This is a genomic window from Streptomyces sp. HUAS 15-9, from assembly GCF_025642155.1.
Classification (GTDB): Bacteria; Actinomycetota; Actinomycetes; order Streptomycetales; family Streptomycetaceae; genus Streptomyces.
The window spans coordinates 5,620,613-5,647,410 of sequence record NZ_CP106798.1 but is presented as its reverse complement, the minus strand read 5'-3'; the positions used below and the strand labels follow the sequence as shown (position 1 = coordinate 5,647,410).

Here is a 26,798-nt window from a genome sequence, read left to right as displayed (position 1 = left end):
CTCCTAAACGGCCTAGGCCAGCCGCACGCGCGGGTCGATGAAGGCGTAGCAGGCGTCGACGATGATGTTGAAGAGAAGGATCATGGTCGCGGAGAACAGCATCACGCCGAGCAGCAGCGGCAGGTCACTGAAGAAGACGGACAGCACCGCCAGTTGGCCGAGGCCCGGCAGGCTGAAGGTGTACTCGGTGATGATGGCGCCGCCCAGCAGGGATCCCAGGTCGATGCCGAAGATGGTGACGATCGGGATCAGCGAGCCGCGCCAGGCGTAGCGGAAGAAGACGTACCGCCGGGACATGCCCTTGGCACGGGCGGTGCGTACGTGTTCCTCCTGGAGCTGTTCGATCATCGAAGAACGTGCCATACGGGTGTACTGCGCGGCGAAGATCGTGGAGAGGACCACCCAGGGGATGATCAGGCCCGTGAACCAGGTGATCGGGTCGGCGGTGAAGTTGTTGTAGGCGGGTTTGTCGAACCAGTGGGTCTGGTAGACGAGGATCGCGAGAGCGAGCGGGCCGAGGAAGTAGATCTGCATCGAACTGAGCACCATCGCCCCGGCGGTGGCCGCCTTGTCGATGAACGTGCCGCGCCGCCAGGCGGCGACCAGGCCGCTGCCGAGGCCGACGAGCAGGAAGCAGAACGCCGCGCCGAGGGTGAGCGAGACGGTGGTGGGCAGCCGGTCCATCAGCGTGCCCCACACCGGTTCGTTGGTGTGGTACGAGTACCCGAAGCAGGGCGCCGGGCAGGGGCCCTGGGCGAACTGGTTGCTGCCCATCACCAGGTTGTGCAGGAAGATCCCGTACTGCTCGGGTATCGACTTGTCGAGGCCGAGCACATGGTGGATGTTGGCGAGGCTGTCCGGATTGCAGGTCTTGCCGCACATCAGCAGCGCCGGGTCGCGCGGCATCCCGAAGAACAGCAAGAACGTGACGATGCTCAGCAGGAAGAGAATGACGATGGCACCGAGGATCCGGCGGACGAGGAAGCGCAGCATGACAGGGGCAGCTCTCTGACGTCGGCGGGCCGGACAGTACCCGGTGCTCCCCCTCGCTGAGGCGATGCACCGGGTACCGGGCGGGGACGGTTACTTGATGAAGAGGCGACGCGGGTCGACGCCGCCGATGACGTCGTCGTAGACGAGGCCGCCGACCTTCGAACCGGCGATCTGGGTCTGCTTGTAGTACGCGGTCGGGACGACGTTGACGACGTCCTTGACGATGTACTGGTCGAGCTTCTCCCACTCGGCCGCGGACTTCACCGGGTCGGTGATCTGGTTGATGCGGTCGATCTCGCTGTTGACCTTGGGGTCGTTGATCTGCGAGTAGTTCTGCGCGCCGTCGGCGATCACGCGGCCGTCGTACAGCGGCGGCAGGACGGTCGAGGCGGACGGCCAGTCGGCACCCCACGCGGTGTGGAAGATGTCGTAGTTGTTGTCGAGCTTGCTGACCTGGTCGTAGTACGTCTCGGCCGGGATCTCCTGGCGCTGGACGTTGAAGCCGGCCTTCTTCAGGCCCGCGGCCATGGCGGTGGAGTACTGCTGGCCCTCGGGGGTGTTGATGTAGCCGAAGGTCAGCTTCATGTTGAGCTTGCCGGCCTTCTTCAGCAGCTCCCTGGCCTTGTCCGGGTCACCGGCGGGCTTCTTCTTCTTGCCCCACGGGTCGAAGGCCGCGTCGTAGCCGCTGACGGTCGGGGAGATCAGGCCGCCGGCGACCTCCATGGCGTCGGTGCCGCCGTAGGCGCGGACGAAGGGGGTGACCGGCAGGGCGTAGGCGATCGCCTCGCGGATCGTCTTGTCCTTGAGTGCCGGGTGGCTCATGTTGATGTTCATCTGGCCCACGTACGGCTGGTAGCCGGAGACCGTACGGGCCTTCATCTTCGGGTCCTTGAGGACGTTGGACAGGTTGCCCGCGTCCACCTGGTTGTTGAAGCTGAGGCCGGTCTGGTCGGCGCCGCTGTCGGCGAGCAGCGCCTTGGTGGAGGTCTCGAACTGCTGGTTGAACGTGATGTTGAACTGGTCCACGTACTGGTGGCGGATCGGGTCCGTCTTCGGGTCCCAGTTGGTGTTCTTGACCAGGACCATGGACTTGCCGGACTTGAAGGACTGGATCTTGTACGGGCCGGTGACCACCGGGGCCTTGTCGTACTTCTCCTTGGTGTCGCCCTTCTCGGAGACCACCGCGTAGCCGGCCATCGCCAGCGCGTACGGCAGGTCGGGGTGGGCGGTCTTGAAGTGGAAGATGATCGTCTTGTCGTCCGGCGTCTCGAGGATGCTGCTGGGCAGGTGCTTGCCCTTGTACGGGCCGTCCTTGAGCAGCTTGCGGTACGCGGTGCCCGGGGAGTCGGCCAGCCACTGCTGGAGGTAGGTCGGGCCCTGGTTGATGAACGGCGCGAAGAGCCGCTCGAAGGTGTGCCGGAAGTCCTTGGACGTGATCGGGGATCCGTCCTGGAACTTGATGCCGTCCTTCAGCGTGTACTTCCAGGTCTTGCCGCCGTCCGTGGTGGTGCCGGAGTCGGTGGCGAGGTCACCGACGACCTCGTGCTTCGAACCGTCGTTGCTGGTCGCCTTGTAGCCGGTGAGGCCTCTGTGGAGCAGCGTGGCCACGGAGCCCTCGTCGGACACATAGATCTGGGCCGGGTCGAGGTGTGCGTAGCTGTCGCGCTGCAGTACTTCCATGGTGCCGCCGGACTTGGCGTCGGGCACATCCGCCGCCGGGCCGGTGGAGTCCGCCGTGCCGCCGAACTTGATCGACGCCTGCTGGCGCTTGGCGTTCTCCTGGTCCTTCTTGTCGTTGCCACCGCTGTCGCTGCCGCCCTTGCTGCAACCGGTGAGCACAAGAGCTCCGGCTGCGAGCACGGAGAGTGCGCCGTAGACGTGGCGTCCGCCCCTACTCATCACTCTGTTTCCACCCATCTTGTGTGTCACCGGTGCCCGTCTGTCACCAGTGCGGAAGAACTGCCGTGGAGAAGATGTGCAAGTGCCCGGTCAGCGAGCGGTCTTGGGGTCGAAGGCGTCCCTGACCGAATCCCCGAGCAGGTTGAAGGCGACGATGAAGATGATCATCGAGATGCCGGGGAAGAACATGTAGGTGATGTCGTTCTGCATCACCAGTTCGGTGGACGCCTTGGAGAACATCTGCCCCCAGTCGGGCGTCGGTTCGACGATGCCCACGCCCAGGAAGGACAGGCCGGCCTCGGCGGTCACAAAGGCGGGCAGCAGATACGTCGCCTGCACCAGGAGCGGTGTGACGACGTTCGGCAGGATCTCCTTGCGGATGATCCGCCAGGGCGAGGCCCCGCTGACCTTGGCCGCCTCGATGAACTCCCGTTCACGCAGGGCCAGTGAGGTGCCGCGCAGGATGCGGGCCAGGCTCATCCAGCCGAGGAACCACTGCACGAGGATGAGCGCGACCACCCGTACGTACGTCGGTGTCTCGTCGCGCGGGCTGACGAACAGTGAGACCACGACGGGCATGGAGGCGATGAAGAACAGCTGCGCCGGGAAGGCGAGCAGGAAGTCGATGACCCGGCCGATGAAGAAGTCGGTCCGGCCGCCGAGGTAGCCGGCCGCGACGCCGAGCACGATGCCGGTCACGACGACCGCGATCGTGACGGCGACGGAGATCATCAGCGAGGTGCGGATGCCGTAGATGAGCTTGGTGAAGACGTCGTAGCCGTTGCCGGGCTCGAGGCCGAACCAGAACTCGCTGCTGATACCGCCGTTGGGCTGCACCGGCACGCCGGCGCTGTCGAAGAGTTCGGGGCGTTCGTCCGCGTACACTGTGTACGGGTTCTTGCCGTACAGCGAGGAGATCAGCGGCGCGAGCAGCCCGACCAGGAAGAAGAAGCCCACGACGTAGGCCGAGATCACGCCCGTACGGTCGCGCTTGAAGCGGATCCACATCAGCTGGCCGGGGGACCGGCCTTCGAGTTTGGCGGCTTCGGGCTGCGTCTGCGGTCCCGAGTCGCCGCCGACGGCCACCGTTGTCCCGCCGCCCTCAATGTCGATAGGACTTGTCACTGTTCGTCCGTTTCACAAGTGTGGGTGTGAGAGGCGTCCAGGTACTCCGAGCCACGCGAATCCGCAGTGGAACGCGCGTAGTTGAACGGCCGCGCTGAGCGGTCGCGGGATTCTCAGACCCGGTCGCCGGACGAACGGCAGGAATAACCACGCATGGAGGGTTCCTCCTCATGACGTCACGTGTTCACCAACGGGAGGGGGTAACCGTCCACGTCCTCCAACACCCTGACGGAGGGTCAGACACCCCCTGGTACTCATGAGTCGGCACTGCCCCCACAGCACGAGACCCATTGACCCGAGCGGTACGCGGCTAACTATCTGCCATGGGCCGACCACCGACCACCGTTCTTAAATCTCAATTCAGTCACAGCTCACGCGTAGACCTTCCAAAATCTGGACAAAGTGTTCGGCCTAAGAAGGGCGCGAAACGGGCGTGTTACATCGGTATCGGGCATTGATCTCCGCATTACGGACATCAGCCACCCGAAAAACAGGTTGCAAAAAGCCCGGGCATCCCCACCATGGGGACACCCGGGCTCCGGGCTGCGGTTCGCCGTGCGTGCGTCAGCCGTGCTTGGCGCGGCTCGCGGCGCGGGCGCGCTCGCGGGCGTCCAGGTTCACCTTGCGGATGCGGACCGCCTCCGGGGTCACCTCGACGCACTCGTCGTCGCGGCAGAACTCCAGCGACTGCTCGAGCGACAGCTTCCGCGGCGGCACGATCGACTCGGCCACGTCGGCCGTCGAGGACCGCATGTTGGTGAGCTTCTTCTCCTTGGTGATGTTGACGTCCATGTCGTCGGAGCGGGAGTTCTCGCCGACGATCATGCCCTCGTACACCTCGGTGCCCGGCTCGACGAAGAGCACACCGCGCTCCTGCAGGTTCGTCATCGCGAAGGCGGTGACGGCACCGGAGCGGTCGGCGACCAGGGAGCCGTTGTTACGGGTCTGGAGCGTGCCGAACCAGGGCTCGAAGCCCTCGTGGATGGAGTGGCCGATACCGGTGCCGCGGGTCTGGGTCAGGAACTCGGTACGGAAGCCGATCAGACCGCGGGAGGGCACGACGAACTCCATGCGGACCCAGCCGGAGCCGTGGTTGGACATGTTGTCCATACGGCCCTTGCGCACACCCATGAGCTGCGTGACCGCGCCCATGTGCTCCTCGGGCACGTCGATCGTCATGCGCTCGACCGGCTCGTAGACCTTGCCGTCGACGTCCTTGGTGACCACCTGGGGCTTGCCGACGGTGAGCTCGTAGCCCTCCCGGCGCATGGTCTCGACCAGGATGGCGAGCGCCAGCTCACCACGGCCCTGGACCTCCCAGGCGTCCGGCCGCTCGGTGTCCAGGACGCGCAGCGAGACGTTACCGATCAGCTCGCGGTCGAGGCGGTCCTTGACCTGGCGGGCGGTGACCTTGCGGTCCTTGACGGCCGCCTTCGCGTCGGCGCCCTTGCCGGTGCCGCCGCGGCCGACCAGCGGAGAGGTGTTGGTGCCGATGGTCATCGAGATCGCGGGCTCGTCGACCGTGATCAGCGGCAGCGGGACCGGGTTCTCGGTGTCGGCGAGGGTCTCGCCGATCATGATGTCCGGGATACCGGCGACGGCGCAGATGTCACCCGGGCCGGCCTTCTCGGCGGGCTTGCGGGTGAGGGCCTCGGTCATCATCAGCTCGCTGATGCGAACGTTGCTGACCGAGCCGTCGCGCTTGATCCAGGCCACGGTCTGGCCCTTGCGCAGCTCGCCCTGCTCGACGCGGAGCAGCGCGATACGGCCGAGGAAGTTGTCGGCGTCCAGGTTGGTGACGTGGGCCTGGAGCGGCGCTTCCTCGTCGAAGGTCGGGGCCGGGATGTGCTCCAGGATCGTGGAGAAGAACGGCTCCAGGCTGGTGGAGTCCGCCGGGACCGTGCCGTCCTGCGGCTTGGTCAGCGAGGCGATGCCGTCACGGCCGCACGCGTACACGATCGGGAACTCGATCTGCTCCTCGTCCGCGTCCAGGTCGAGGAAGAGGTCGTAGGTCTCGTTGACGACCTCGTCGATGCGGGAGTCCGGGCGGTCCGTCTTGTTGATGCACAGGATGACGGGCAGGCGCTGCTGGAGGGCCTTGCGGAGCACGAAGCGGGTCTGCGGCAGCGGACCCTCGGAGGCGTCGACGAGCAGCACGACACCGTCGACCATCGACAGACCGCGCTCGACCTCGCCGCCGAAGTCGGCGTGGCCGGGGGTGTCGATGATGTTGATGGTGATCGGGTCGCCACCGTCCTTGGGGTGGTACTTCACCGCCGTGTTCTTGGCGAGGATCGTGATGCCCTTCTCACGCTCCAGGTCGTTCGAGTCCATCATGCGGTCGTCGACAGAGTCGAGCTGGTGGGCGGCGAAGGCACCGGCCTGCTTCAGCATGCCGTCGACGATGGTCGTCTTGCCGTGGTCGACGTGGGCGACGATGGCGACGTTGCGGATGTCGTGACGTGTCGCGGACACAGTCATATTGCGACGTACTCCCGGGGTGTGAGGAAGGCCCTCTGCGTACGTCCGTGTGACGCGGGCCCGGCCGGGCTTGACATGCCACGGCCTCACCCCATGTTACGTGCCCTCGGCGGGAGGCTCACTCCGGAGGCTTCCGACTGATCGTCGGGCAAGCGTCGATCGGGGCCCGACCTCCTGAAGAGGTCCGGCCCCGATCACATGGAAGCGCCGGCGTGCCAGGCACCCCGGACTCGTCGTGAGTCCCTTGCGCCCCTAGCTCTTGGTCGGGCCCGGGGCCATCATCGCGCCCTTCTTCAGGAAGCCCATGTCCTCGTAGATCGGGGTCTGGAAGCCGAAGGCGCCCGCGTTGACCAGGGTTTTTCTTGCGCCGATGAGCTGGGGGCGCTGGTAGAGGGGCAGTGAGCCGGCCGCCGCCCAGATGCGGGAGTCGGCCTTGCGGATCAGGTCCTTGGCCTCGTCCTCGTCGAGGGTGGCGGCGGCCTCGTCGAAGAGCTGGTCGATCTGGTCGGTGCCGACGCGGGTGTAGTTCTGCTCGACGCTCAGGGAGCCGTCGGCGGCCGGGACCGGCTTGGCGTAGACCGGGCGGGCGTCGGTGGCGGGGAAGGCGGAGGACGGCCAGGAGTACAGGGCCAGGTCGTACTGGCCCGAGGCGATGTGGTCCTTGAAGTAGCTCTCGTCCGGGACCCTGGTGATCTCGGTGCGGATGCCGACCTTCTCCAGCATCTGCGTGATCCGGTCGGCGACCGAGCGCAGGGTGTCCGAGCCGGGACCGGAGGGGAGCACGAAGCGGAGGGTGAGGGCCTTGCCGTCCTTGGCCAGCGTCCCGGCGGCCGCCCCGGCCGGGGCGGCGGTGCCCTTGGGGGCGTACGCGCCGGGCGCGCCGCCCTGCTGCACGTGCCGCTCGGTGTACTGCTTGCCGTCCTGTGCGAGGTGTCTGCCGCCCTCGTCACCGGTCGGCTCACGGTGCTTGTTCTTGTGGTCCCTGGGGTCCTTGTTGTCCTCGCCGACGATGAACACGCCGTCGTCGCCGCCGTTGGACCGGTCGGCGGCGCTGCCCTGCGGTCCGGCCGCCTTCTCGGGCTTCTTCTGCTCCTTGACCGGCCCGCCGAGCACCCATCCGGCCTCGGCGAGCAGCGCCTGCGCCTCCTTGGTGTCCTGGCCGCCCAGGGCTCCGCTGCTGTCGGCGTAGTCGGTCTGCCCGGAGAGGGCGAGGTGGCTGCCGACGGGGACGGGGGGCAGGCCGAGCGGGGTCAGGGCGACCTTGGCGAGCGCCGTACGGTCCAGGGCACGGGCGACGGCACGGCGGACCCGCTCGTCGGCGAGGGGTCCCCCGGAGCCGTTGAGGGCGAGCTGGGTGTAGGCCGGATCCAGGGACTTGCGGACCTCGACGCCGCTCAGCTTGTCCTGCGGCTTCTTGGCGGAGACGCGCCCGGCGCCCTGCAGGGGCGTGCCGGTGCCGCCGTCGCGGCCGGCGACGCTGATGCGCTCGACCTCGGCGGGGGCGATCTCGGCCAGGTCCACGGTGCCGTCGGCCAGCGCGGTGGCCCGCTTGTCGCGGGGCACGGCGTGCAGCACGATCTCGGACAGCTTGGTGGGGCGGCCCCACCAGCGCGGGTTGCGGTTGAGGACGATGTCCTTCTTGGCGGTGTCGACCTTGTCGACCTTGAAGGGCCCGGCGCTGATCTGGAGCTTGCGGCGCGCCCCGTCGTTGAAGGCGTCCGGGGTGCCCATGACGTCCTTCGGGTACAGCGGGGAGAACAGCGACTTCCAGTCGGCATACGGGCGGCTGAAGGTGACCCGGACCTCCAGGTCGTTGGCGCCGCGTTCGATCTTGTCGATGCGGTCGTAGCCGGCGTTGTGGGCCGACCAGTAGGCGGCGTCCTTGCCGGACAGGGCGCGCCACTGGGCGGCGAAGTCGGCGGCGCCGATCTCCCGGCCGTCGCTCCAGACGGCCTGCTGATTGAGCTTGTACAGGACGACCTGGCGCGGCTCGGTCTCGATGACCTTGGCGGACTCCAGGTAGTCCGGGTTGCGGACCGGGCGCCCGTTCTGGTCGGTTCGGAACATGGAGGGCAGAACGGCCTGGGCGACCCGGGTGGTACCCGCGTCGGCGTCGGCCTGGAAGGTGTTCAGGGTCTCCGGGACGGCGTCCACCGCCCAGCGCAGGGTGCCGCCGTCGGCGACCAGGTTCCGGGCGGCGGGGGCGATGTCCTGTCCGGCCAGCGGACGGCCCGCCTCGTCGTCCCCGGAGCTGCAGCCGGCGAGGACGGGTACCGCGAGCGCGCCGGCGGTGAGGAAGGCGACCGAGCGCATGACCGCGCGCGGTGCGACGCCGTCGTGGGACATCTACTACCTCCGGGGAGCCCGGTGACACGGGTGTGGTCTGTTCACATTTGGCGGTATTTTGGTGCTGATCAGATGTACGGACCCACTGAAGAGGAAAGGGTTCGCCCGTCGGGGGCGACACGGCGGCGGGGGCTCTCAAGCCCACCCGTGCGGCGCAACACGCGCTCCCGGCGCACACAGAGCGCGCGTGCGGGCGTGCGGTGGAGGCGCGCAATCCGCCAATCGCTGCACATGCCTTCACATCGGCAGGTGTGACGCGCAACACTCGCAGGCGCATGAACGTTGCCGCCTAGGACCACGAGGTCCGCGGGAAGTGAGGTCACGTCATGTCCGTGCACGACGACCTGACGTCAGTCCAGCGTTGTCTCGACGACCTGTTCCGGTCCGTCGGACGCCTGGAGCAACAGCTCGGGAGCGGCGGACTGGAGATACGCCGCGTCCGCGCCGACGCCGATCACCTGCGCGAGAGCGTGGCACTGCTGCGCGAGGTCGCCCCCGGCCTCGGTCAGCCGCGTCGCCCCGATCTCGTGACGATCTCCGACACGCCGTACGACATCAGCCTGTGGACGGACTCGGACGACGAGGGTCTCGGCGCCCGCGACCGGCACGCCCCCTAGGAGCGCGGCCCGCAGGCCCCGAGGGGGTGCCGACAGGCACCCCCACTCACCCGAACCCGACCGGAGTCATGAGTTGGCCACTGGTACGGAACCCCATATGAACAGCGGCGGCGTACACACCGATACGCGCGCCGCGATCGCCGCCCCGCATCTGCGGACCGACCGCTGGTGGCTGGCCCCCGCCGTCACCGCGGCCGGTCTGTTCGCCTTCGTCGTCTACTCGACCTGGCGGGCCTTCGCCAATGCGCACTACTACGCGGCGCCGTACGTCTCACCCTTCTACTCCCCGTGCCTGGCGGACAACTGCCGGCCCATGCACGCGGGCCCGAACGCCGATCTGTTCGGCAGCTGGTGGGCGATCTCCCCGGCGATCATCATCCTGATCTTCCCGCTGGGCTTCCGCCTGACCTGCTACTACTACCGCAAGGCCTACTACCGCAGCTTCTGGCTGTCCCCGCCGGCCTGCGCGGTGGCCGAGCCGCACAAGAAGTACACCGGCGAGACGCGCTTCCCGCTGATCCTGCAGAACATCCACCGGTACTTCTTCTACGCCGCCCTCCTGGTAGCCGGAGTCCTCACCTACGACACGGTGCTGGCCTTCCGCGACGAGCACTACCGCTGGGGCCACATGGGGCTCGGCACCCTGGTCTTCCTGGCCAACATCGTGCTGATCTGGGCGTACACCGTCTCCTGCCACTCCTGCCGGCACATCCTCGGCGGAAAGCTCAAGCACTTCTCGAAGCATCCCGTGCGCTACAAGGCGTGGCAGTTCGTCGGGAAGCTGAACGCCCGCCACATGGAGCTGGCCTGGGCGTCGCTGGTGAGCGTGGCGCTCGCCGACTTCTACGTCTATCTGATCGCGTCCGGTGTCTTCGACGATCCGCGCTTCTTCTAGATTGGGTGGGGCCTTCTGATGTCCGTGGTCGAACGGCAGGAGTGGGACGTCGTCGTGGTCGGTGCCGGCGGCGCCGGGCTGCGCGCCGCGATCGAGGCCCGGGAGCGCGGCGCCCGTACGGCGGTGATCTGCAAGTCGCTGTTCGGCAAGGCGCACACCGTGATGGCCGAGGGCGGCATCGCGGCGGCGATGGCCAACGTCAACGCGCACGACAACTGGCAGGTCCACTTCCGCGACACCATGCGCGGCGGCAAGTTCCTCAACCAGTGGCGGATGGCCGAGCTGCATGCGCGGGAGGCCCCGGACCGGGTGTGGGAGCTGGAGACCTGGGGCGCGCTGTTCGACCGTACGAAGGACGGGAAGATCTCCCAGCGCAACTTCGGCGGCCACGAGTACCCGCGCCTCGCGCACGTCGGCGACCGCACGGGCCTGGAGCTGATCCGCACCCTCCAGCAGAAGGTCGTCTCCCTCCAGCAGGAGGACCACCGCGAGACCGGCGACTACGAGTCCCGGCTGAAGGTCTTCCAGGAGTGCACGGTCACCCGGATCCTCAAGGACACTGCATCCAATAGCGGCTCCGCCGCGGGCCGGGTCAGTGGCGTCTTCGCGTACGACCGTGAGTTCGGCCGTTTCTTCGTCCTCGAAGCGCCCGCCGTCGTCATCGCGACCGGCGGCATCGGCAAGTCCTTCAAGGTGACCTCGAACTCGTGGGAGTACACGGGCGACGGGCACGCGCTGGCGCTGCTCGCGGGCGGTTCGCTGCTGAACATGGAGTTCGTGCAGTTCCACCCGACGGGCATGATCTGGCCGCCGTCCGTCAAGGGCCTGCTGGTGACGGAGTCGGTGCGCGGCGACGGCGGGGTGCTCAGGAACTCCGAGGGCAAGCGGTTCATGTTCGACTACGTCCCCGACGTCTTCAAGGAGAAGTACGCCCAGTCCGAGGAGGAGGGCGACCGCTGGTACGAGGACCAGGAGAACAACCGGCGCCCACCCGAGCTGCTCCCCCGCGACGAGGTCGCCCGCGCGATCAACTCCGAGGTGAAGGCGGGCCGGGGATCGCCCCATGGTGGGGTCTTCCTGGACGTGTCCACTCGCATGCCGGCCGACGTCATCAAGCGCCGGCTGCCCTCCATGTACCACCAGTTCAAGGAGCTGGCCGACGTCGACATCACGGCGGAGCCGATGGAGGTCGGGCCGACCTGTCACTACGTGATGGGCGGCATCGCGGTCGACTCCGACACGGAGGCCGCGCGCGGGGTGCCGGGCCTGTTCGCGGCCGGTGAGGTCGCGGGCGGCATGCACGGCTCCAACCGGCTCGGCGGCAACTCCCTCTCGGATCTGCTGGTGTTCGGGCGCCGGGCGGGCTGGCACGCGGCCGAGTACGCGGCGGGCCTGGCGGGCGCCCGCCCGCCCGTGGACGAGACCCAGGTGGACATGGCGGCGGCCGAGGCGTTGCGCCCCTTCTCCGCGGAGGGTCCCGAGGGGACGGACGACGGACACCCGCCGGAGAACCCGTACACCCTGCACCAGGAACTCCAGCAGACCATGAACGACCTCGTCGGCATCATCCGCCGCGAGGGCGAGATGGCCCAGGCCCTGGAGAAGCTCGCGGATCTGCGGGTACGGGCCCGCCGGGCCGGTGTCGAGGGCCACCGCCAGTTCAACCCGGGCTGGCACCTCGCCCTGGACCTGCGCAACATGCTGCTGGTCAGCGAGTGCGTGGCGCGGGCCGCCCTGGAGCGCACGGAGTCGCGCGGCGGGCACACACGCGAGGACCACCCGACGATGGACCGCAGGTGGCGTCCGGTCAACCTGCTGTGCGCTCTCGCCGACCCGACCGGCGGCCTGGCCGCGACCGACCCGGTCCAGGGCCAGATCGAGCTCACCCGTGAGACCACCGAACCCATCCGCCCGGACCTGCTCGCCCTCTTCGAGAAGGAGGAGCTGGTCAAGTACCTCGACGAAGAGGAGCTCTACGAGTGAGCAGCTACGAGGCCCGCTTCAAGGTGTGGCGGGGTGATGTCGAGGGCGGCGGCCTGGAGGACTTCAAGGTCGAGGTCAACGACGGCGAGGTGGTGCTCGACATCATCCACCGCCTCCAGGCCACCCAGACGCCGGACCTGGCCGTGCGCTGGAACTGCAAGGCGGGCAAGTGCGGTTCGTGCTCCGCGGAGATCAACGGGCGGCCGCGGCTGATGTGCATGACGCGGATGTCGGTCTTCACCCGCGACGAGACGATCATGGTCACTCCGCTGCGCACCTTCCCGGTGATCCGCGACCTGGTGACGGACGTCGGCTTCAACTACGAGAAGGCCAGGGAGGTTCCGTCGTTCGTGCCGCCCACTGGAGTCGCTCCGGGCGAGTACCGGATGATGCAGGAGGACGTGGACCGGTCGCAGGAGTTCCGCAAGTGCATCGAGTGCTACCTGTGCCAGAACACCTGCCATGTGGTGCGCGACCACGAGGAGAACAAGAAGGCGTTCGCGGGGCCGCGCTTCCTGATGCGGGTGGCCGAACTGGACATGCACCCGCTGGACGCGGCGGCCGAGACCGGCCTGGACCGCAAGAGCACGGCCCAGGACGAACACGGCCTCGGCTACTGCAACATCACCAAGTGCTGCACGGAGGTGTGCCCCGAGGGGATCAAGATCACTGACAATGCGCTGATCCCCATGAAGGAGCGGGCCGTCGACCGCAAGTACGACCCGCTGGTGTGGCTCGGGTCGAAGATCAGGAGGCGGACTTCGTAGGGGCCGGCCGGGGGGTACGGCCGGGGCGCTGGGCCAGTATCTGGATGCCCAGGCTCCCCATGAACAGGAACCAGCCGATGAGCGGGATCACATCGAATTTCCTGGGGAACACGCCGAGGAACATCCACAGGGACATCCCGACCGCGCCGAGCAGCTGGCTGTACCCCCACAGCTTCGGCCGCAGGACGCGGTGCCGGCCGAACGGCACCACCCAGCCGGTCGTGATGCCCGCGATGCCGGCCACCGCCATCAGCGTCACGGCCAGCGCCGCCGCGACGACCAAGAACATGTGCATGACGGTCATCGTCCCACCAGGGCCAGCGCATGCACCAGGTTGTACTCGGCGATACCGCGTATGAATTCCGTATCGGGGAAGTCCCCGTCCAGCAGGCGCAGCGGGCCCGCGACCAGGTTCAGGTGCATGGCCAGGCGGTACAGGCGCAGGCGGGCCTCGTCGAGGCCGGGGGCGCGGAGGGCGTCGTACGCGGGGCCGAAGCGGAGCCGCAGGAACACGTGCTCCCACTCGGCGTCGAAGTACATCAGCCCCTCGATGTCGATGAGCACGGGGTTCCCGTCGGCGTCCACGAGGACGTGGTCCGGGCCGAGTTCGCCGTGGATCAGGGTGTGCCGGGCGCGCGAGCGGACCTCGGCGGCCAAGGAGCGCAGAGCGTCCTCCAACGCCTGGCGGGCGGCGGCGATCCGCGGGTCGCGTACGGCGGTCTCGGCGATGTCGGCCAGCGCGCGGTCGGTGACCAGCTGCCGACAGGAACTGCCGTGCGAGGAGCCCCCGTTGTCGACGAGGTTCACCTTGCCGTAGCCGGCCGCCGTGCATTCGCCCATCTCCGCCAGCGCCTCGGCCAGCCGCTCCAGGACCGGGCGGGCCGCGTCCGGGTCGCGCCGCAGCGCCTCCTCCAGACTGCCGCCCCGGATGTCCTCGACGACGGCCGCGTCCGCCTCCGGGTCGGCGTGCAGCAGGCGGGGCGTGCGAACGCCGAGGGCGGACAGGCGGGCGTGCGACGCGGTGAACAGGTCGAGCCCGGAGGCGTGCGAGAACGGGTCGCGGGGGTCGCTGTCCGGCTGGTCCCAGTAGTCCTCGTCCGGGGACCAGACGTAGGCGACCGCCGTCGTGCCGTCGTCGAGGGCGAGGCGGTAGGCGCCCTTCTTGGAGCCGCCGCGCAGCCGGGTGACGGCCACGAGGGTGCGGGCCGGGCCGACGGCGGCGCGGGCGAGCGGGGCGAGTGCGGCGACGGTCGGTTGCTGTCGTGTGCGGGTCACGGCGACCGAGAGCTGGGCGTTGTTGTCGCGGGTGACGCGGCGCAGGTCGTCCAGGAGGGACAGGTAGTCGCGGTCGCCGGAGTGGAGGGGCTCCAGGTCGAAGTGGGCGCCCTCGAAGCCGGCGGCGAGGATCTGCCGGGTGGAGCGGACGACGGCCGCGCGGGTGGCGGCGCGCTCCAGGCGCAGGCCGTCCGGGGACTCGCCGGCCAGCTTGTCGCCGAGCCAGGCCTGGACGCGTACGCCGGGAAGCTCCCGGTGCACGGCGGCGATCAGCCAACGCGCCTTCGGATGGTCGGACTCGGGAAGGGTTCCGTCGTGCTCCAGGGGACCCGAGTGGACGTACAGATCCCGGATGCCGGTGTCGCGCAGCCGACGGGCGAGGGCCTCGACATCGACGTCCTTCTTGCGCCCGTCGACCCAGGCGTGCCCGAGCCAGATGGCGTCCTTGTTCCTGGTGTACGTACCGTCAACCGGGTCACCGGTGTAGTTCACGCGCAGGGCGGTCTCGGCGGCGAGAAGGGGTACGAGAACGGCGAGGACCACCGCGAGCACCGCTCGCCGCGTCCATGTGACCCACCGACGCCGGCCCCGGGGACCGGTGCCCGCACCGGCATCCCGGCCCGCCTCCCCCGGCGCATCACCTTCCGCCGTCGGCACCTCGCCGTCCGTGGGCCGTATCGGTGCCGTGTCCATCCCGTACCCCCTGTCCGTCGTCCCCCACGCGCATCCACAGCGGTCGCGGAGGCGCTTACCTGCCCATACGCTCCGAAATGTGACGTCATCCTCGATCCGTGGCCGGCCCCGGCATGCCAAGTCGCACATAGCCGTGCGGGTGGCGCATGCCCTGCTGGGCTGTGTGGTCGCGGTCGTGTGGCTGGTGTTGCCGGGGATGACGATCAGAGCCGAAGATCCGGTTCCCGTGGCGGGGGTGACCGCCGCGGCGGCGGAGGAGGGCGGTACCTCTCCCGCCGACCTGATCCTGCCGCTCGTCGTCGTGGCCGCGGCGGTGGTGCTCGCGGGGTACGGGTATCTGCGCCGCACCCGGCGGGCCCGGAGCCGTACGACGCCCGGCCTGGTGTCCGCACACCCGCCCGAACCCTCGGCGCGCGACTTCGAGCGGCAGGCGCGGGCCTCCCTGGTCGCGGCGGACGACAGCGTGCGCACCAGCCGGGAGGAACTCGGCTTCGCCGAGGCGCGGTTCGGGCCGCAGGAGGTGGAGCCCTTCGCGGCGGCCCTGCGGGCGGCGGAGACCGAACTTGCGGCCGCGTTCGCGATACGGCGGCGGTACGAACAGGGGGCTCCGGAGGACGAGTCGGCCCGGCGGCAGGCGCTGGTCGGGATCGTGGGGCGGTGCGCGGAGACCGGGCGACGGCTGGACACGGAGGCGGCCGGGTTCGATCAACTGCGGTCGCTGGAAGGGGGGATGAGCGAGGCGCTGGAGGTCGCGGAGGGCCGGTTCCGGGCGCTGGCCGCACGGACGAAGGACGCCGACACCGTGCAGGCCGAGCTGCGCGAGCGATACTCGCCGTCCGCCACCGCACCCATCACCGGCTACGTCGAACAGGCCAAGGACCGGCTCGTGTTCGCCACGACCCACCTCAACAGGGCGCGCCAGAGCGCCGATTCCGGGGACGGTGACAGGGCGGCCCGTGAACTACGTGCGGCAGAGGGGGCCGTGGTCCAGGCGGAGGTCCTCGTGTCCGGGGTGGAGCGGCTGGCCGCGGAGCTGAAGGAGGCGGCGGGGCTGGTGCCGGCCGTGCTGAGCGGCGGGGAGGCGGAGGTCGCCGAGGCACGCAGACGGCCCCCGCTCGTTCCCGAGGGAGAGCTCCGGGCCCGCCTGGCCCACGCCGACGCAGCCCTGTCCGCCGTACGGGAGGAGCTGACCCGTGGGCCGTACGACCCGCTGGACGCCCTGCGCCGCATCACACGGGCCGTCGGACTGCTCGGGGTGGGCCGCGCCGGTGTCATCCCGGTGGCCGCCCTGCTGACCGCCCGCAGCACCACGTCGGCCGCGGGGGCCTTCATCGCCACACACCGGGCGGCGGTGGGCGCCGAGGCCCGCACACGCCTGGCGGAGGCGGAGCGGCTGCTCGCCGCGGAGTACGCCGACGCCGACGACCTCGCCCAGGAAGCCCGCGACCTGGCGGAGCGCGACGTACGGGCCCACGGCAACCCCTACGACGGCCCCACCGACCACGCGAGTGGCCTGGCCGGAGCCGTCCTCGGCGGCATCCTGCTCGGCGAGGAACCCGACGGAGGCCCTCCGGCCAGCTTCGGCGGCCCCGACACCCGCGACCGACGCAGGCTCCCTCGGGAGTAGGCCTGTTGCGAAAGCCCCGCCATCCGCCGGAACGGCGGGAGCTGCGGCGTTATGGACCCCTGTCCGAGGGAAGCCGGGAGCTTGGGGGAGTGTGCCGGGTGGCGTCGGTCAGGCGGGGTTCCGCGAGGCCTCCGGCCGTCGCCCGTTCTCAGAACAGGCTCAGCAATGCCTCCGCGGGGTCCGTCAGGGTGTTCTCGCCGTCGGGCAGTGGGAGTTCGAACCAGACCGTCTTGCCGCGCGGTGTGCGTCGGGACCCCCAGGCGGCGCTCAGCAGGCCGACGAGTTGGAGGCCGCGGCCGCCCTCGTCGGTGTCGCGGGCGCGTCGGCGGCGGGGCTGGACCAGGCCGGAGTCCCACACCTCGCAGACCAGGGTGCGGTCCAGTAGGAGCCTGAGTCTGATCTCGCCCTCGCCGTACCGCAGCGCGTTGGTCACCAGCTCGCTGACCAGCAGCTCCGTGGTGTCGACCAAAGGCTCCAGATCCCAGCTGACCAGCTGGCCGCGGGCATACTCACGGGCGCGGCCCACACTGCGCGGCTCGCGCGGCAGCGCCCAGTCGCCGACCGAGTCGGCCGGCAGCCCCTGGACACGGGCCATCAGCAGGGCGATGTCGTCCTCGCCGTGGTGGGTGTCGAGGGTGTTGAGGACGTGGTCGCAGACGTCCTCCAGCGGGCGGGTCGGGTCGGTGAGCGCGCCCACGAAGGCCTGGAGGCCCTCGTCGAGGGGGTGGTGACGGGATTCGACCAGTCCGTCGGTGTAGAGGGCGAGCAGGGCGCCCTCGGGGAGTTCGACCTCCACTTCCTCGAACGGCTCGCCGCCCACGCCGAGCGGCATGCCCGGCGGCACGTCCAGCATCAGCGCCGCCTCGCCCGGCTCGACCAGGACCGGCGGCAGATGGCCCGCGTTGGCGAACGTGCAGCGTCTGGTCACCGAGTCGTACACCGCGTACACACAGGTCGCCAGGTAGACCTCGGAGAGGTCCGCGTCGCGGGGCTGGCGGGCGGCGCGGGTCGCCTGCTGGACGCCACCCGGAGTGCCGAGGCCGCGGGCGATCTCGTCCAACGCCGAGAGGACCTCGGCCGGTTCCAGGTCGAGCAGCGCCAGCGTGCGGACGGCCGTGCGGAGTTCACCCATCGCCACCGCCGCGCGCAGACCACGGCCCATGACGTCACCCACCACCAACGCGGTGCGATGACCCGGGAGTTCGATCACGTCGAACCAGTCGCCGCCGACCTCGGTGGCCGCGTTGCCGGGCAGATAGCGGCACGCGATGTCCAGGCCGGACGCCTCGGGGTCGCCCGGTGGCAGCAGGGACCGTTGCAGTATCAGCGCGCGCTCGTGCTCGCGGCGGTACAGGCGGGCGTTGTCGATACAGACCGCGGCCCGCGCGGCCAGTTCCACGGCGAGGTCCCGGTCGCGCTCGCCGAACGGCTCACTGCCCTTGGTCCGGGAGAACTGGGCGAGTCCCACGACCGTGTCGTGGGCGACCATCGGGACGGCCAGCGTGGACTGGACGAGGCCGCCCTCCTCGGCGGGGACGTTCCGCGGGCGGGCGGTGCGCAGGGCGTCCGCGCAGGGCGAGTTGAAGGGGTAGTGGTGGACCGCGCCGACCGCGACCGGCGAGCCGCCGCCGACGAACGGCGCGTCGGAGACCGCGCTGGCGTAGGCGACCCGGCGCAGTTCCGCGCTGCCGTCGGCAAGGCCCGGCGGGGTCTCGTCGCCCGCCAGGAGGCCCTGATAGAGGTCGACGGTGGCGAGGTCGCAGAAGCCGGGCACGACGACGTCGAGGAGTTCGCGAGCCGTCGTCTCCAGGTCCAGGGAGTTGCCTATACGGGCGCCCGCCTCGTTGAGGAGGGCGAGATTTCGCCGTGCGGCCGCCGCCTCGCGGGCCGCCGCGCGGCGGGCCGTGATGTCGGTGCCCAGCCAGGCGATGCCGATGGGCCGGCCGCTGCCGCTGTGCACGCGATAGAGGTTGATGGACCAGTGCCGGCGCTCCTCGGAGCCGGGCACGAAGCCCGTGACGTGCATGTCCGTGATGGAGTTGCCGGTCTCCAGGACCCGGCGCAGGGTGGCGGAGACCCGCTCGGCCTCGCTCCGCGGCAGATAGTCGTGGACTCCCTTGCCCCGGTGGTCGTCCGGCGTACCGCCGAAGATCGAGGCGAACCGCATGTTGGCGCGGCGGACGCGCAGGTCGGGGTCGATCAGCAGGAAGCCGAAAGGAGATTGACCGAAAATGGCCTGCGAGGCGGCGAGGTCGGTTTCGATGCTGCGCAGGGTGCGGACATCGACCACGATGCAGACGGCGGCCCGGTCGCCCTCGGTGGTCCGGGTCGGCATGACGTAGACCTCGGCGAGGGCTTCCTCTCCGCGGTCTTCGTCCGCCGTGTCCGGCACCCGGAAGGGGACCACCCCGGTCCACTCCCGCCCATCGAGGATCTCGGCCATCTTGCGCTGGCCCCGCTCGCGCAGATCGGGGTCGATGAAGGCCTCGATGGGGTCCATGCCCACGGCACGCTCGGCGGGGATGCCGAAGAGCTGCTCGGCGCGCAGGCTCCACTGGTCGACGAGCCCGCCGGGGCCGATGGAGAAGGACGCGACCTTGATGTAGTCGTACATGGAGCCGGGCGGACTGATCTGCCACATGGCGTCTCCGGGAGCCGTGGCAGAATCCACGCCCCCCGCACTCGCGCCGTCCGACGGGTCCTCGGACTCCGTGGCCTTCGCTGGTATCTCGCTCACGCGAACCGTCCCCTCCAGCTCACCGCGTCCGGCACCGGTCACCGGAGGCGGCTGCCCGCAGTATCCAGCACTACGGCGCCGCACGACACGGTGTTCACGATCACAGGTCGGCCCAAGCGGTTTTCGGACCGGACCGCGACAACACTCCCAGTCTTCTAACCAGGGAACACGCCCTCGAATCACAGACTCCGGCAATGGTCATCGGCCAGTGCCGTTCCATGGACGGCGGGAGGGGGGCTGTACACCCCGGGCGCCCCGTTCACCACCCCCGGGGCGCGCGGTCCGCCAAGGCCACGTCGCGCGCTTCACCACGCCCGCCGCTCGCAGTTCACCCCGGAACCGCGAGTTCGAACCAGACCGTCTTGCCGTTCTCACCGGGCCGTGTCCCCCAGCGGCGCGAGGAACTGGCGACCAGTTGGATGCCGCGGCCGCTCTCGTCCTCGAGATGGGCGACCCGTTCGTGCGGCGGGTCCGGCAACGGGTCCGAGACCTCCACCAGGAGGGTGTCGCCGAGGCCGGTGGGGCGTACGAGGCGTACGCCGATGGGGCCGGTGGCGTGCCGGAGCGAGTTTGTCACCAACTCGCTGACCAGCAGCGCCGTCATGTCCGCGAGGGCGTCCAGCCCCCAGCCGAGCAACTGGGCCCGGACCGCCGTGCGGGCGGTGCGCACGGCACCGGGATCCGCGGGGAAGGTCCATTCGGCACAGTCGCCTTCGGTGTCGATCACGCCCGATCACTTCCCAGGCAAGCGAGCCCACCCATGTCCGATTTCGTGGTGTTAATGGGCACATACCCGGTATCCGGGGGGCAGTACCGCCCAGAGGGGCGCAGCGTGGCACGAACGGCGTAGGGATTCTCAGCCCGCCCCCGCCTCGGGATGGGTCCCGAGCTGTCGTACGGCGGCGACGTCCTGGTCGAGCCAGTCCACGGACCAGGTCTCACCGGGGGCGAGCCAGCGCAGTTCGTCGTGGTCCTGGAGGGGCTTGGGGTCGGCGGAGCCGGGGCGCAGGCGGGCGGTCCACACCCGCAGCATGTACGGGGGTTTCAGCGGCCACTCCCCCGGGACGCGCTCGACGGCCTCGGCCTCGACGCCGAGTTCCTCGCGCAGTTCGCGCACCAGGGCGGCCTCGGGGCTCTCGCCGGGTTCGACCTTGCCGCCCGGCAGCTCCCAGCGGCCGGCCAACTCGGGGGGTGCGCTGCGGCGCGCGGCGAGCAGGCGATCGCCGTCGAACAGGGCGGCTCCCACCACCACGATCCGTTCCGTCATGGGCGGGAGCCTACGGGAGCGCGGACGGGGTCAGTTGCGTGTGCCGCCGTCTCCGTTCTGGGAGATGCGCTCGACCCAGTAGAGCTGCTTGTGTCCGCGGTCGTCGAGGCTGTCGGCGATCTTCTGGGCCTCGGCCCGCGTCGCGTACCTGCCCACGCGGTAGCGATTGCCGTTGTCGTCCTGCCGTATCACGAGCCAGGGAAGAGAGACCGTCCCTTCACTCATGGCGCCCCACCCCTCCGCTCCCCATGGACCCGTGCGCTGAGGAAACCGCACTCCGCATATGCCCGAGCGTACGCCTAACCTTTACGCAGCGAACACGGCTTTTCACAAAGAGGTACGCAACCAGCCAGAACCCCGGGGGCGCACGATGATGAATGCGCCGTCCGGGCGCCCCGGTGCGTCCGGCCGGCGGGTCACCGGGGACAACGGGGGTCACCTGCGAGAACGGCCGGATTCCAACGGCCCGGGACAGCCGGCGGATCGCGGGACAGCCCGTGGATCGGCGGGGTGACGGGGTCAACTGCCCCGAGGGTGTGCGCTACTTCACCGGGAGGTGGTACGCGGCCCGGTAGCGGTCGGCGGGGATGACCACGTCCGCCGTCTCCACCGGACGGCCGGAGGCGTAGTACGTGCGCTGGATGACGAGGACGACATGACCGGGCACTCCGCCCAGGATGTGCAGTTCCTCGGCGAGGCCGGGGCGGGCACCGACCTCCTCGGTGACGTTGTCGACGATGACGTCGATGGCACGCATCCGCTCCACTACGCCCATGCCGCCGAGCGGGCCCTCCTCGGGCAGCATCACGGGGGTGCGCCCGGTGACGGCGAGGGGCTCCCAGGAGGTGGAGAGCATCATCGGCTCTCCACCGTCCCGGTAGAGGTACTTGGTGCACATCACGCGCTCGCCGGGCCGGATGCCGAGCCGGTCGGCGATGGCGCCGCTCGCCTCGGTCTGCTCGCTGCTGGACTCCCAGGTGCCGCGCGCGGCGGCGTCGGACTGCTCCTGGCGGAAGGGAGTGGCGCCACCGGAGGGGCGGAACCCGGAGCGGGCCACCCGCCGGGGCACGGGCCGCTCGCGCACATAGGTCCCCGATCCGGAACGGCCCTCGACCAGGCCCTCGGCCATCAGCACCTTGCGGGCTTCCAGGGCGACCGTGTCCGAGACGCCGTACTCCTCGCGGATCCTCGCCTGGGAGGGGAGCCGGGTGTGGGGCGGCAGCGAACCGTCGACGATCTTCTTACGGAGATCACCCGCGACACGCAGATACGCCGGCTGCTCACCGAAAGTCACTGGCCGCTCCCATCAGGTTGTACAGACAGCAACAGAGTGGCAACCGTGGGTTGTGCCGTGCAAGCAAAGGCCAGAGAATCACTCGATGTGATGACTTGTGGTCCGCGAGGGCTTTACGCAGGCACTTTCTCCCCGCTATAGCAGCCGTCACACCTCCATACCGCCGGCGCCTCCCCCGCTGTCGGAGCCGCCGCTGTCGTCTTCGTAGGACGGCGGGGTCGTGGCCAGGCCCAGAGCCTTGCGGGCGGTGACCGTCTTGTTCCGGTCGAGCAGCTTGAAGCCCTTGTCGTAGTGCGTGTAGAAGGTGTCGGCGTCTTCGGCCGCGGCGGCCTTCGCCCACTCGGCGCGGGCCTTGTCGATCTCCACGACCAAGGTGGCGACCGGGTTGTCCGCACCCGCCGGCCACGAGTGGCCGCGCAGCATCCCGGCCTGCGTTGCGAGCGCGTTGCGGACCCGGCCCGCCCACGCCCTGTGGCCGGGCAGGTCGTCCTCGACGTACTCCGCGTCGGGTGCGCTCTCCATGGCGGCGTTGAGCACGTGAGCCGCCTTCAGATAGGCGATCTGGTCCGCGTCCAGGACGGTCTCGTCGTTGCGCAGCGAGCCGGTCAGCTTCTTGCCCTCGGTGGTGTTGCCGAACGCGCAGGTGACCTCGCGGTCGCCCAGGCTCCAGCTGTCCCGGGTGGGCGTGAGGTAGTAGACGTCGACGTCGGAGGGCACGGCCCAGCCGTCCATCGCGTAGCTGTCCTGGAGCCCGTAGCAGCGTTCGTCGGCGGCTTTGGTGACCGGGCCGTCGCCCGGGTAGGAGCGGCCCGTCAGCCTGAAGGAGCCGAACACCTCGCCGTCGTGCGCATGCTCGCAGGACACCTTGTCGACGTCGTCCGTCTTGCCGGACAGCAGGCCACCGGGCGCGTTGAAGCACTCGCCCTTGGCCAGGGACAGGCTCGCGCCGCCACGCGCGCCCTCCTTGAAGCCCTCCCAGAAGTCGGAGGCCGCGCCGGTGGCGACCGCCAGCACCCACAGCGCCAGCCCGATCCCGGACAGCACGGAGCCTGCGATCGCCAGTCCCCTGCCGCGCTCGCCGCGCTTCCTGATCTGGACCAGGGCGACGGTCCCGAGGGCCAGTCCCACGCCCGGCAGGAAGCAGAGGATGCCGAGCACGAGGGCGGCGATGGCGAGCCCGTTGACGGGCGCCGGCCGGCTGAAGGGGCTGTAGCCCTGGGACCAGGGCTGGTACGGCAGCCCGCCGTAAGGGCTCTGGGCGTACGGGTCCTGGGCGTACGGCCCCTGCTCGTGAGGGCCCTGCGGATACGGCGGGTACTGCCCTTCGGGCTGATGGGGGCCGGGAGGCGGGGGTATGGACACGGGTACCGTGCTCCTGGGTCGGGCAGCGGCGACGCTGAACTGACGTACGACTGGGCGCATGGTACGCGCGCCGGCGACGGGGGTCGGGAGCTGCTGCCGTTTCGCCGTCGGGGCGGCCGGGCAGTCGGCGGTCGCCCGGTCCGGCGCCCTCGGGTTCCGCGCCGCCGCCGTGACGGCCGTGATGCCCGTGGCGGGCAGCGGCCCTCCGCGGTACCGCTACGAGACCACCGTCGTCCAGGTGAGGTCCGACCGGCCCTTCGGCTTCCTCGCCGTCCACCGGGAGACGCGTCTGGTGCTCGCGGCCGACTGGGTCACGGACCCGACGCCGTTCGGCAGCCAGGGCCTCAGGGGCGCTCCCGCTCCAGGACGGTGACACAGCGGGCGAGGAGTGCGGTCAGCGCCGTCCGCTCCTCGTCCGTGAACTCCGCGGTCAGCGCCCGCTCCACCCGTACGGCCCGCGCGTCCGCGTCGTTCATGACGGCGCGGCCCTCGTCCGTGAGCCTGGTCTCCAGCACGTTCTTGTGCCACTCGTGCGGCGTGCGTTCGATCAGGGCACGGTCCTGGAGGTTCTTCAGGACCGTGTTCATGGTCGGCGGGGTGACCCCGCACAGCCGGGCGAGGGCCGCCGCGCTGATGCCGGGGTTGCCGGAGAGGTGGAGCAGCGCCGCGTACTGGGCGACGGTCAGGCCGGCCGGTTTCAGGACCGCGGACTTGGTCGCGGCGAGGGCCTGTTCGGCCCGCTTGAGGTGGGAGCCGAGGCGCTCGGAGGCGGGCATGGACGTCATCTGCGCATGCTAATCGCCCCTGCGTCGACGCTCGCTCCGCAGGACGGCGGACATTAATACATTGACGATGATTAGAACTCTAATCTAAGTTCGTGTTCGTCATCTTGTGAGAAGCCGAACCGAGAGGCATCCCGTGTCCCGCTCGATGCACCGCCGCACGTTCCTCACCACCACCGCCGCCGCCCTGGCCGTCGCCGCGGCCGCGCCCACGGCGCACGCGGCCACCACACCCCGTGTCTCCACCGCCTTCGCACTCCCCGGCGACCGCGCCTACCCCGAGGGGATCGCCCTCGACCCGCGCACCGGGGACACATACGTCGGCTCGTACACGACCGGCGCCGTCTACCGCGCCGCCCGCGGGGCGCGCACCGCGGAGGTGTTCCTGCCCGCGGGCGCCGACGGCCGCGTCACCGCCAACGGACTCAAGGCCGACCGGGCCGGACGGCTGTGGGTCATCGACTCGACCGCCGGGGTCGACGTCTACGACCTGCGCGACCGGTCCCTGATCGCCCGCTTCGATGTGCCGGGCGACGCGCCCCGCTTCGTCAACGACCTGGCCGTCACCCCGGACGGCACGGCCTACCTCGCCGACAGCACCCGCGCGGTGATCTACCGCGTCACCCCCGCCGACCTGGCCCGCGGCCCGCGCGGGACGCTGACCCCGGCCTACGACCTGAGCCGCGTCAAGGACCCGGGGTCCCCCGACGCCTTCACCCTCAACGGCGTCGTCGCCGACCCGGCCGGGCATCGGCTGTTCACCGTCGACATGACCGGCGGTGGCCTCTACCGGGTGGACATCACCACCGGTGCCGTCCACCAAGTCGTCCTGCACGGGGGTGACTTGACGCATGGTGACGGTCTGGAGCTGACGCACGGCACGCTGTGGGCCGCGCACAACGCCGTCGACACGATCACCCGGTGGCGGCTGTCGCCGGACGGCCGCTCGGCCCGGCTGGAGCGGCGGCTGACCGACCCCGCGCTGCAGATCCCGACCACGCTGGTCCGCGACCGGGGACGGCTGCTGGTCGTACGCTCGCAGTTCGACAAGGGCGGGCCGATGGGCCCCGGGGTGCCCGAGACACCGTTCACCGTGGCGTCCGTGCGGGGAATCTGACGGTCACCCGACCGGGAGAGTCACCACGCGGGAGGCGCGAAGGACCTTGCCCCGCGCGTCGAGCGCCCTCACCTGGAAGTACGGCCCGGGGCTGCCGGTGGTGACGGCCGTCTCGAACCCGTCCCGAGGAACATGACGGGCGACGACGGACAGCCGGTCGGGGGCGGGCCCGGCCAGCACCTGCCATGCCCGGGTCTCGGTCGAGCCGTTCCACGAGGCGTAGACGACGCTGTGCCCGCCGTCCGTGCGTGCCGCCGCGCTCGGCGGATAGTACGGCGTGCCGGTCCACTCGTTCCGGAACGCCCGGTAGGAGATGTCGGAGCCGGGCAGCTTCGCGTCGTAGAGCAGGTTCCGTGCGGCGTCGGCCTCGGTGTTCCCCGCACCCGCGTACTCCGAGTAGTACGGGCTCTGGCCCCACCCGATGAACTCGTTGCCGTTGGCGAGGGCCTGGGTGTTTCCCTGGGTCGGGGACTCCAGCGGCGGCTGATGGTAGTAGGCCCGGTCCACGGTCGCCTTCCGGCCGCGGAAGTCGAGGTCGAGGATCAGACCGTGCGAGCGCTGCTCGGGGGAGCCGTCGGGCAGGTCGCAGCAGCCGTCGTCGAACATGCTGATCCGGTTTCCCGGCCGGAACCGGGCATCGTGCTGCCAGTAGAAGTCGGCGTTCGGGCCGAACGTGAAGTCGCTCTTCTTCCCGCCGATCTGATAGCGGATCCGCCCGGACTTCTTGGTGACGTCGTAGATCGCCCACATGTTCCGGGCGGAGATCAGCAACCGGCCGTCGGGACCCTCGTCGACCGAGTTGATGTGAAAGGCGTCCCACACGCCGCCGGACGACGACGCGGTCGAGGCCGCCTCCTCGGAGTCGGCGGGGTCGAGGTGGTCCAGCGCGCTCCACGAGTAGAGGAGTCGGCCGGTGGCGAGGTCGACCTCCTGGATCTCACTGTTCTCGATGGCTCCGTCCTTCGGACCCCCGTAGGGCGTGAGATCCATGGGCACCGGCCTGGAGGCGATGAACAGTGCGGTGCCCCTGCGGGTCAGGGTGAATTCGTGCTCGTCCGGGTAGTAGCCGTGATGGGCGAAGACCGTCTTGAGCAGGCGGTAGTGGGTGTCGTAGACGTAGTAGCACCCGCCCGGTTCCGGCGCGCCGGCCGGCAGGTTCGTGTACGCCGGGGGAAGCGCGAGGGTGCCCTGCCACCAGGTCAGCACCGGCCGTCCCCGGCCCCCGCGGCCCTCGTAGTACGTCTGCACCCTGAAGTCGGCGTTCTGCAGGTTCGTGGAGGGCAGCGGGCGGAACCACACCGGATCACCGGAGTTGTCGTTGATGAGCGCCCCGGTCTGCCCGATCATCCGGTCCGCGCTGAACGGCCCGACGAAGATGCCGCCGGGAGCCGTCCCCGGCCGGTGCGTGGTGACGCTGACCCGCATCGGGTGAAGATCGGGCTCGGAGACGAAACTCCACACATCGCTGCCCGACAGGATCGGTGGCGGGGTGGGTTCCGACGGCGGATAGGCAGTCGTGGCACACGGCCGGGCCGCGT

Annotated in this window: 21 protein-coding genes and 2 pseudogenes; 7 read left to right on the top strand and 16 right to left on the bottom strand. The window is 69.9% G+C overall.

All coding sequences use genetic code 11. From position 1 onward, the window contains the following. Positions 1-12: 12 nt before the first annotated feature. The 5 genes from N8I87_RS26165 to N8I87_RS26145 all read right to left on the bottom strand — a co-directional run bounded on the left by N8I87_RS26165 (position 13) and on the right by N8I87_RS26145 (position 8,844). On the bottom strand, positions 13-993 hold the full coding sequence (locus N8I87_RS26165) for an ABC transporter permease (protein ID WP_263212230.1): 981 nt from the start codon (positions 991-993) through the stop codon (positions 13-15). A gap of 90 nt (positions 994-1,083) precedes the next feature. Beyond that, positions 1,084-2,892, bottom strand: coding sequence for an ABC transporter substrate-binding protein (locus N8I87_RS26160; RefSeq protein ID WP_263212229.1), 1,809 nt, complete (start codon positions 2,890-2,892; stop codon positions 1,084-1,086). Between the two features lie 90 nt (positions 2,893-2,982). After that, the gene (locus N8I87_RS26155) at positions 2,983-4,017 is read right to left on the bottom strand and encodes an ABC transporter permease (RefSeq protein ID WP_263212227.1); all 1,035 of its coding nucleotides are present in this window, start codon (positions 4,015-4,017) and stop codon (positions 2,983-2,985) included. 564 nt (positions 4,018-4,581) lie between these two features. Further along, on the bottom strand, positions 4,582-6,498 hold the full coding sequence (gene typA, locus N8I87_RS26150) for a translational GTPase TypA (RefSeq protein ID WP_263212226.1): 1,917 nt from the start codon (positions 6,496-6,498) through the stop codon (positions 4,582-4,584). A gap of 252 nt (positions 6,499-6,750) precedes the next feature. Next, on the bottom strand, positions 6,751-8,844 hold the full coding sequence (locus N8I87_RS26145) for an ABC transporter family substrate-binding protein (RefSeq protein WP_263212225.1): 2,094 nt from the start codon (positions 8,842-8,844) through the stop codon (positions 6,751-6,753). A 326-nt stretch (positions 8,845-9,170) separates the two neighbouring features. On the opposite strand from N8I87_RS26145, the gene N8I87_RS26140 reads away from it, so the two are divergent. From N8I87_RS26140 to N8I87_RS26125, 4 genes are all read left to right on the top strand, one after another. Next, on the top strand, positions 9,171-9,461 hold the full coding sequence (locus N8I87_RS26140) for an Rv0250c family protein (RefSeq protein ID WP_263212224.1): 291 nt from the start codon (positions 9,171-9,173) through the stop codon (positions 9,459-9,461). A gap of 73 nt (positions 9,462-9,534) precedes the next feature. Beyond that, a complete protein-coding gene (gene sdhC / locus N8I87_RS26135; RefSeq protein ID WP_263212222.1) occupies positions 9,535-10,356 on the top strand; it encodes a succinate dehydrogenase subunit SdhC in 822 nt (273 codons plus the stop codon). An 18-nt stretch (positions 10,357-10,374) separates the two neighbouring features. Continuing rightward, positions 10,375-12,339: a fumarate reductase/succinate dehydrogenase flavoprotein subunit gene (locus N8I87_RS26130; RefSeq protein WP_263212221.1), complete on the top strand. Its 1,965-nt coding sequence runs from the start codon at positions 10,375-10,377 to the stop codon at positions 12,337-12,339. Beyond that, entirely contained in the window at positions 12,336-13,106 is a 771-nt protein-coding gene (locus N8I87_RS26125; protein ID WP_263212220.1) for a succinate dehydrogenase/fumarate reductase iron-sulfur subunit, read from the top strand. Before N8I87_RS26130 ends, N8I87_RS26125 begins: the two co-directional genes overlap by 4 nt. Here the strand turns inward: N8I87_RS26125 and N8I87_RS26120 are convergent. The 3 genes and pseudogenes from N8I87_RS26120 to N8I87_RS26110 form a co-directional block, all read right to left on the bottom strand. Then, complete coding sequence (locus N8I87_RS26120; RefSeq protein ID WP_263212219.1) at positions 13,087-13,401, bottom strand: hypothetical protein; 315 nt, start codon at positions 13,399-13,401, stop codon at positions 13,087-13,089. The two genes, N8I87_RS26125 and N8I87_RS26120, sit on opposite strands and share 20 nt — an antisense overlap. Positions 13,402-13,406: 5 nt before the next feature. Then, complete coding sequence (locus N8I87_RS26115) at positions 13,407-14,300, bottom strand: phosphotransferase family protein (RefSeq protein WP_317633566.1); 894 nt, start codon at positions 14,298-14,300, stop codon at positions 13,407-13,409. An 81-nt stretch (positions 14,301-14,381) separates the two neighbouring features. Beyond that, positions 14,382-15,074: pseudogene (locus tag N8I87_RS26110) on the bottom strand (hypothetical protein); the annotation flags it as partial. Between the two features lie 196 nt (positions 15,075-15,270). Between N8I87_RS26110 and N8I87_RS26105 the strand changes: the two are divergent. Then, the gene (locus N8I87_RS26105; RefSeq protein WP_411577388.1) at positions 15,271-16,701 is read left to right on the top strand and encodes a hypothetical protein; all 1,431 of its coding nucleotides are present in this window, start codon (positions 15,271-15,273) and stop codon (positions 16,699-16,701) included. A gap of 148 nt (positions 16,702-16,849) precedes the next feature. Here N8I87_RS26105 and N8I87_RS26100 read toward each other — a convergent pair whose 3' ends face one another. From N8I87_RS26100 to N8I87_RS26075, 6 genes and pseudogenes are all read right to left on the bottom strand, one after another. After that, positions 16,850-19,438: a SpoIIE family protein phosphatase gene (locus N8I87_RS26100; RefSeq protein ID WP_263212216.1), complete on the bottom strand. Its 2,589-nt coding sequence runs from the start codon at positions 19,436-19,438 to the stop codon at positions 16,850-16,852. A gap of 328 nt (positions 19,439-19,766) precedes the next feature. Next, a pseudogene (locus N8I87_RS26095) lies at positions 19,767-20,196 on the bottom strand (ATP-binding protein). Positions 20,197-20,294: 98 nt separating this feature from the next. After that, complete coding sequence (locus tag N8I87_RS26090) at positions 20,295-20,705, bottom strand: (deoxy)nucleoside triphosphate pyrophosphohydrolase (protein WP_263212214.1); 411 nt, start codon at positions 20,703-20,705, stop codon at positions 20,295-20,297. Between the two features lie 30 nt (positions 20,706-20,735). Further along, the gene (locus tag N8I87_RS26085) at positions 20,736-20,930 is read right to left on the bottom strand and encodes an SPOR domain-containing protein (protein ID WP_263212212.1); all 195 of its coding nucleotides are present in this window, start codon (positions 20,928-20,930) and stop codon (positions 20,736-20,738) included. A gap of 316 nt (positions 20,931-21,246) precedes the next feature. Continuing rightward, positions 21,247-21,999: a GntR family transcriptional regulator gene (locus N8I87_RS26080; RefSeq protein ID WP_263212211.1), complete on the bottom strand. Its 753-nt coding sequence runs from the start codon at positions 21,997-21,999 to the stop codon at positions 21,247-21,249. Between the two features lie 147 nt (positions 22,000-22,146). After that, entirely contained in the window at positions 22,147-23,361 is a 1,215-nt protein-coding gene (locus N8I87_RS26075; protein WP_263212210.1) for a DUF4190 domain-containing protein, read from the bottom strand. A 58-nt stretch (positions 23,362-23,419) separates the two neighbouring features. Between N8I87_RS26075 and N8I87_RS26070 the strand changes: the two genes are divergently transcribed. Further along, positions 23,420-23,734 carry a hypothetical protein gene (locus tag N8I87_RS26070; RefSeq protein ID WP_411577288.1) on the top strand — a complete coding sequence of 105 codons (315 nt, stop codon included), beginning with the start codon at positions 23,420-23,422 and terminating at the stop codon, positions 23,732-23,734. On the opposite strand, the gene N8I87_RS26065 is transcribed toward N8I87_RS26070, so the two are convergent. Next, a complete protein-coding gene (locus tag N8I87_RS26065) occupies positions 23,706-24,146 on the bottom strand; it encodes a MarR family winged helix-turn-helix transcriptional regulator (RefSeq protein ID WP_263212209.1) in 441 nt (146 codons plus the stop codon). The two genes, N8I87_RS26070 and N8I87_RS26065, sit on opposite strands and share 29 nt — an antisense overlap. A 133-nt stretch (positions 24,147-24,279) precedes the next feature. Here N8I87_RS26065 and N8I87_RS26060 point away from each other — a divergent pair, with 133 nt between their 5' ends. After that, on the top strand, positions 24,280-25,260 hold the full coding sequence (locus N8I87_RS26060) for an SMP-30/gluconolactonase/LRE family protein (protein WP_263212207.1): 981 nt from the start codon (positions 24,280-24,282) through the stop codon (positions 25,258-25,260). 3 nt (positions 25,261-25,263) lie between these two features. Here the strand turns inward: N8I87_RS26060 and N8I87_RS26055 are convergent, their stop codons facing one another. Further along, positions 25,264-26,685 carry an arylsulfotransferase family protein gene (locus tag N8I87_RS26055; protein ID WP_263212205.1) on the bottom strand — a complete coding sequence of 474 codons (1,422 nt, stop codon included), beginning with the start codon at positions 26,683-26,685 and terminating at the stop codon, positions 25,264-25,266. Between the last annotated feature and the right edge of the window lie 113 nt (positions 26,686-26,798).

What these genes read in the sequence shown, in the direction of transcription:
- N8I87_RS26165 (WP_263212230.1), bottom strand. Translation starts at nt 993, where the DNA reads ATGCTGCGCTTCCTCGTCCGCCGGATCCTCGGTGCCATCGTCATTCTC.
- N8I87_RS26160 (WP_263212229.1), bottom strand. Translation starts at nt 2,892, where the DNA reads ATGAGTAGGGGCGGACGCCACGTCTACGGCGCACTCTCCGTGCTCGCA.
- typA (WP_263212226.1), bottom strand. Translation starts at nt 6,498, where the DNA reads ATGACTGTGTCCGCGACACGTCACGACATCCGCAACGTCGCCATCGTC.
- N8I87_RS26145 (WP_263212225.1), bottom strand. Translation starts at nt 8,844, where the DNA reads ATGTCCCACGACGGCGTCGCACCGCGCGCGGTCATGCGCTCGGTCGCC.
- N8I87_RS26140 (WP_263212224.1), top strand. Translation starts at nt 9,171, where the DNA reads ATGTCCGTGCACGACGACCTGACGTCAGTCCAGCGTTGTCTCGACGAC.
- N8I87_RS26130 (WP_263212221.1), top strand. Translation starts at nt 10,375, where the DNA reads ATGTCCGTGGTCGAACGGCAGGAGTGGGACGTCGTCGTGGTCGGTGCC.
- N8I87_RS26120 (WP_263212219.1), bottom strand. Translation starts at nt 13,401, where the DNA reads ATGCACATGTTCTTGGTCGTCGCGGCGGCGCTGGCCGTGACGCTGATG.
- N8I87_RS26105 (WP_411577388.1), top strand. Translation starts at nt 15,271, where the DNA reads ATGACGATCAGAGCCGAAGATCCGGTTCCCGTGGCGGGGGTGACCGCC.
- N8I87_RS26090 (WP_263212214.1), bottom strand. Translation starts at nt 20,705, where the DNA reads ATGACGGAACGGATCGTGGTGGTGGGAGCCGCCCTGTTCGACGGCGAT.
- N8I87_RS26085 (WP_263212212.1), bottom strand. Translation starts at nt 20,930, where the DNA reads ATGAGTGAAGGGACGGTCTCTCTTCCCTGGCTCGTGATACGGCAGGAC.
- N8I87_RS26070 (WP_411577288.1), top strand. Translation starts at nt 23,420, where the DNA reads ATGGTACGCGCGCCGGCGACGGGGGTCGGGAGCTGCTGCCGTTTCGCC.
- N8I87_RS26065 (WP_263212209.1), bottom strand. Translation starts at nt 24,146, where the DNA reads ATGACGTCCATGCCCGCCTCCGAGCGCCTCGGCTCCCACCTCAAGCGG.
- N8I87_RS26055 (WP_263212205.1), bottom strand. Translation starts at nt 26,685, where the DNA reads ATGCGGGTCAGCGTCACCACGCACCGGCCGGGGACGGCTCCCGGCGGC.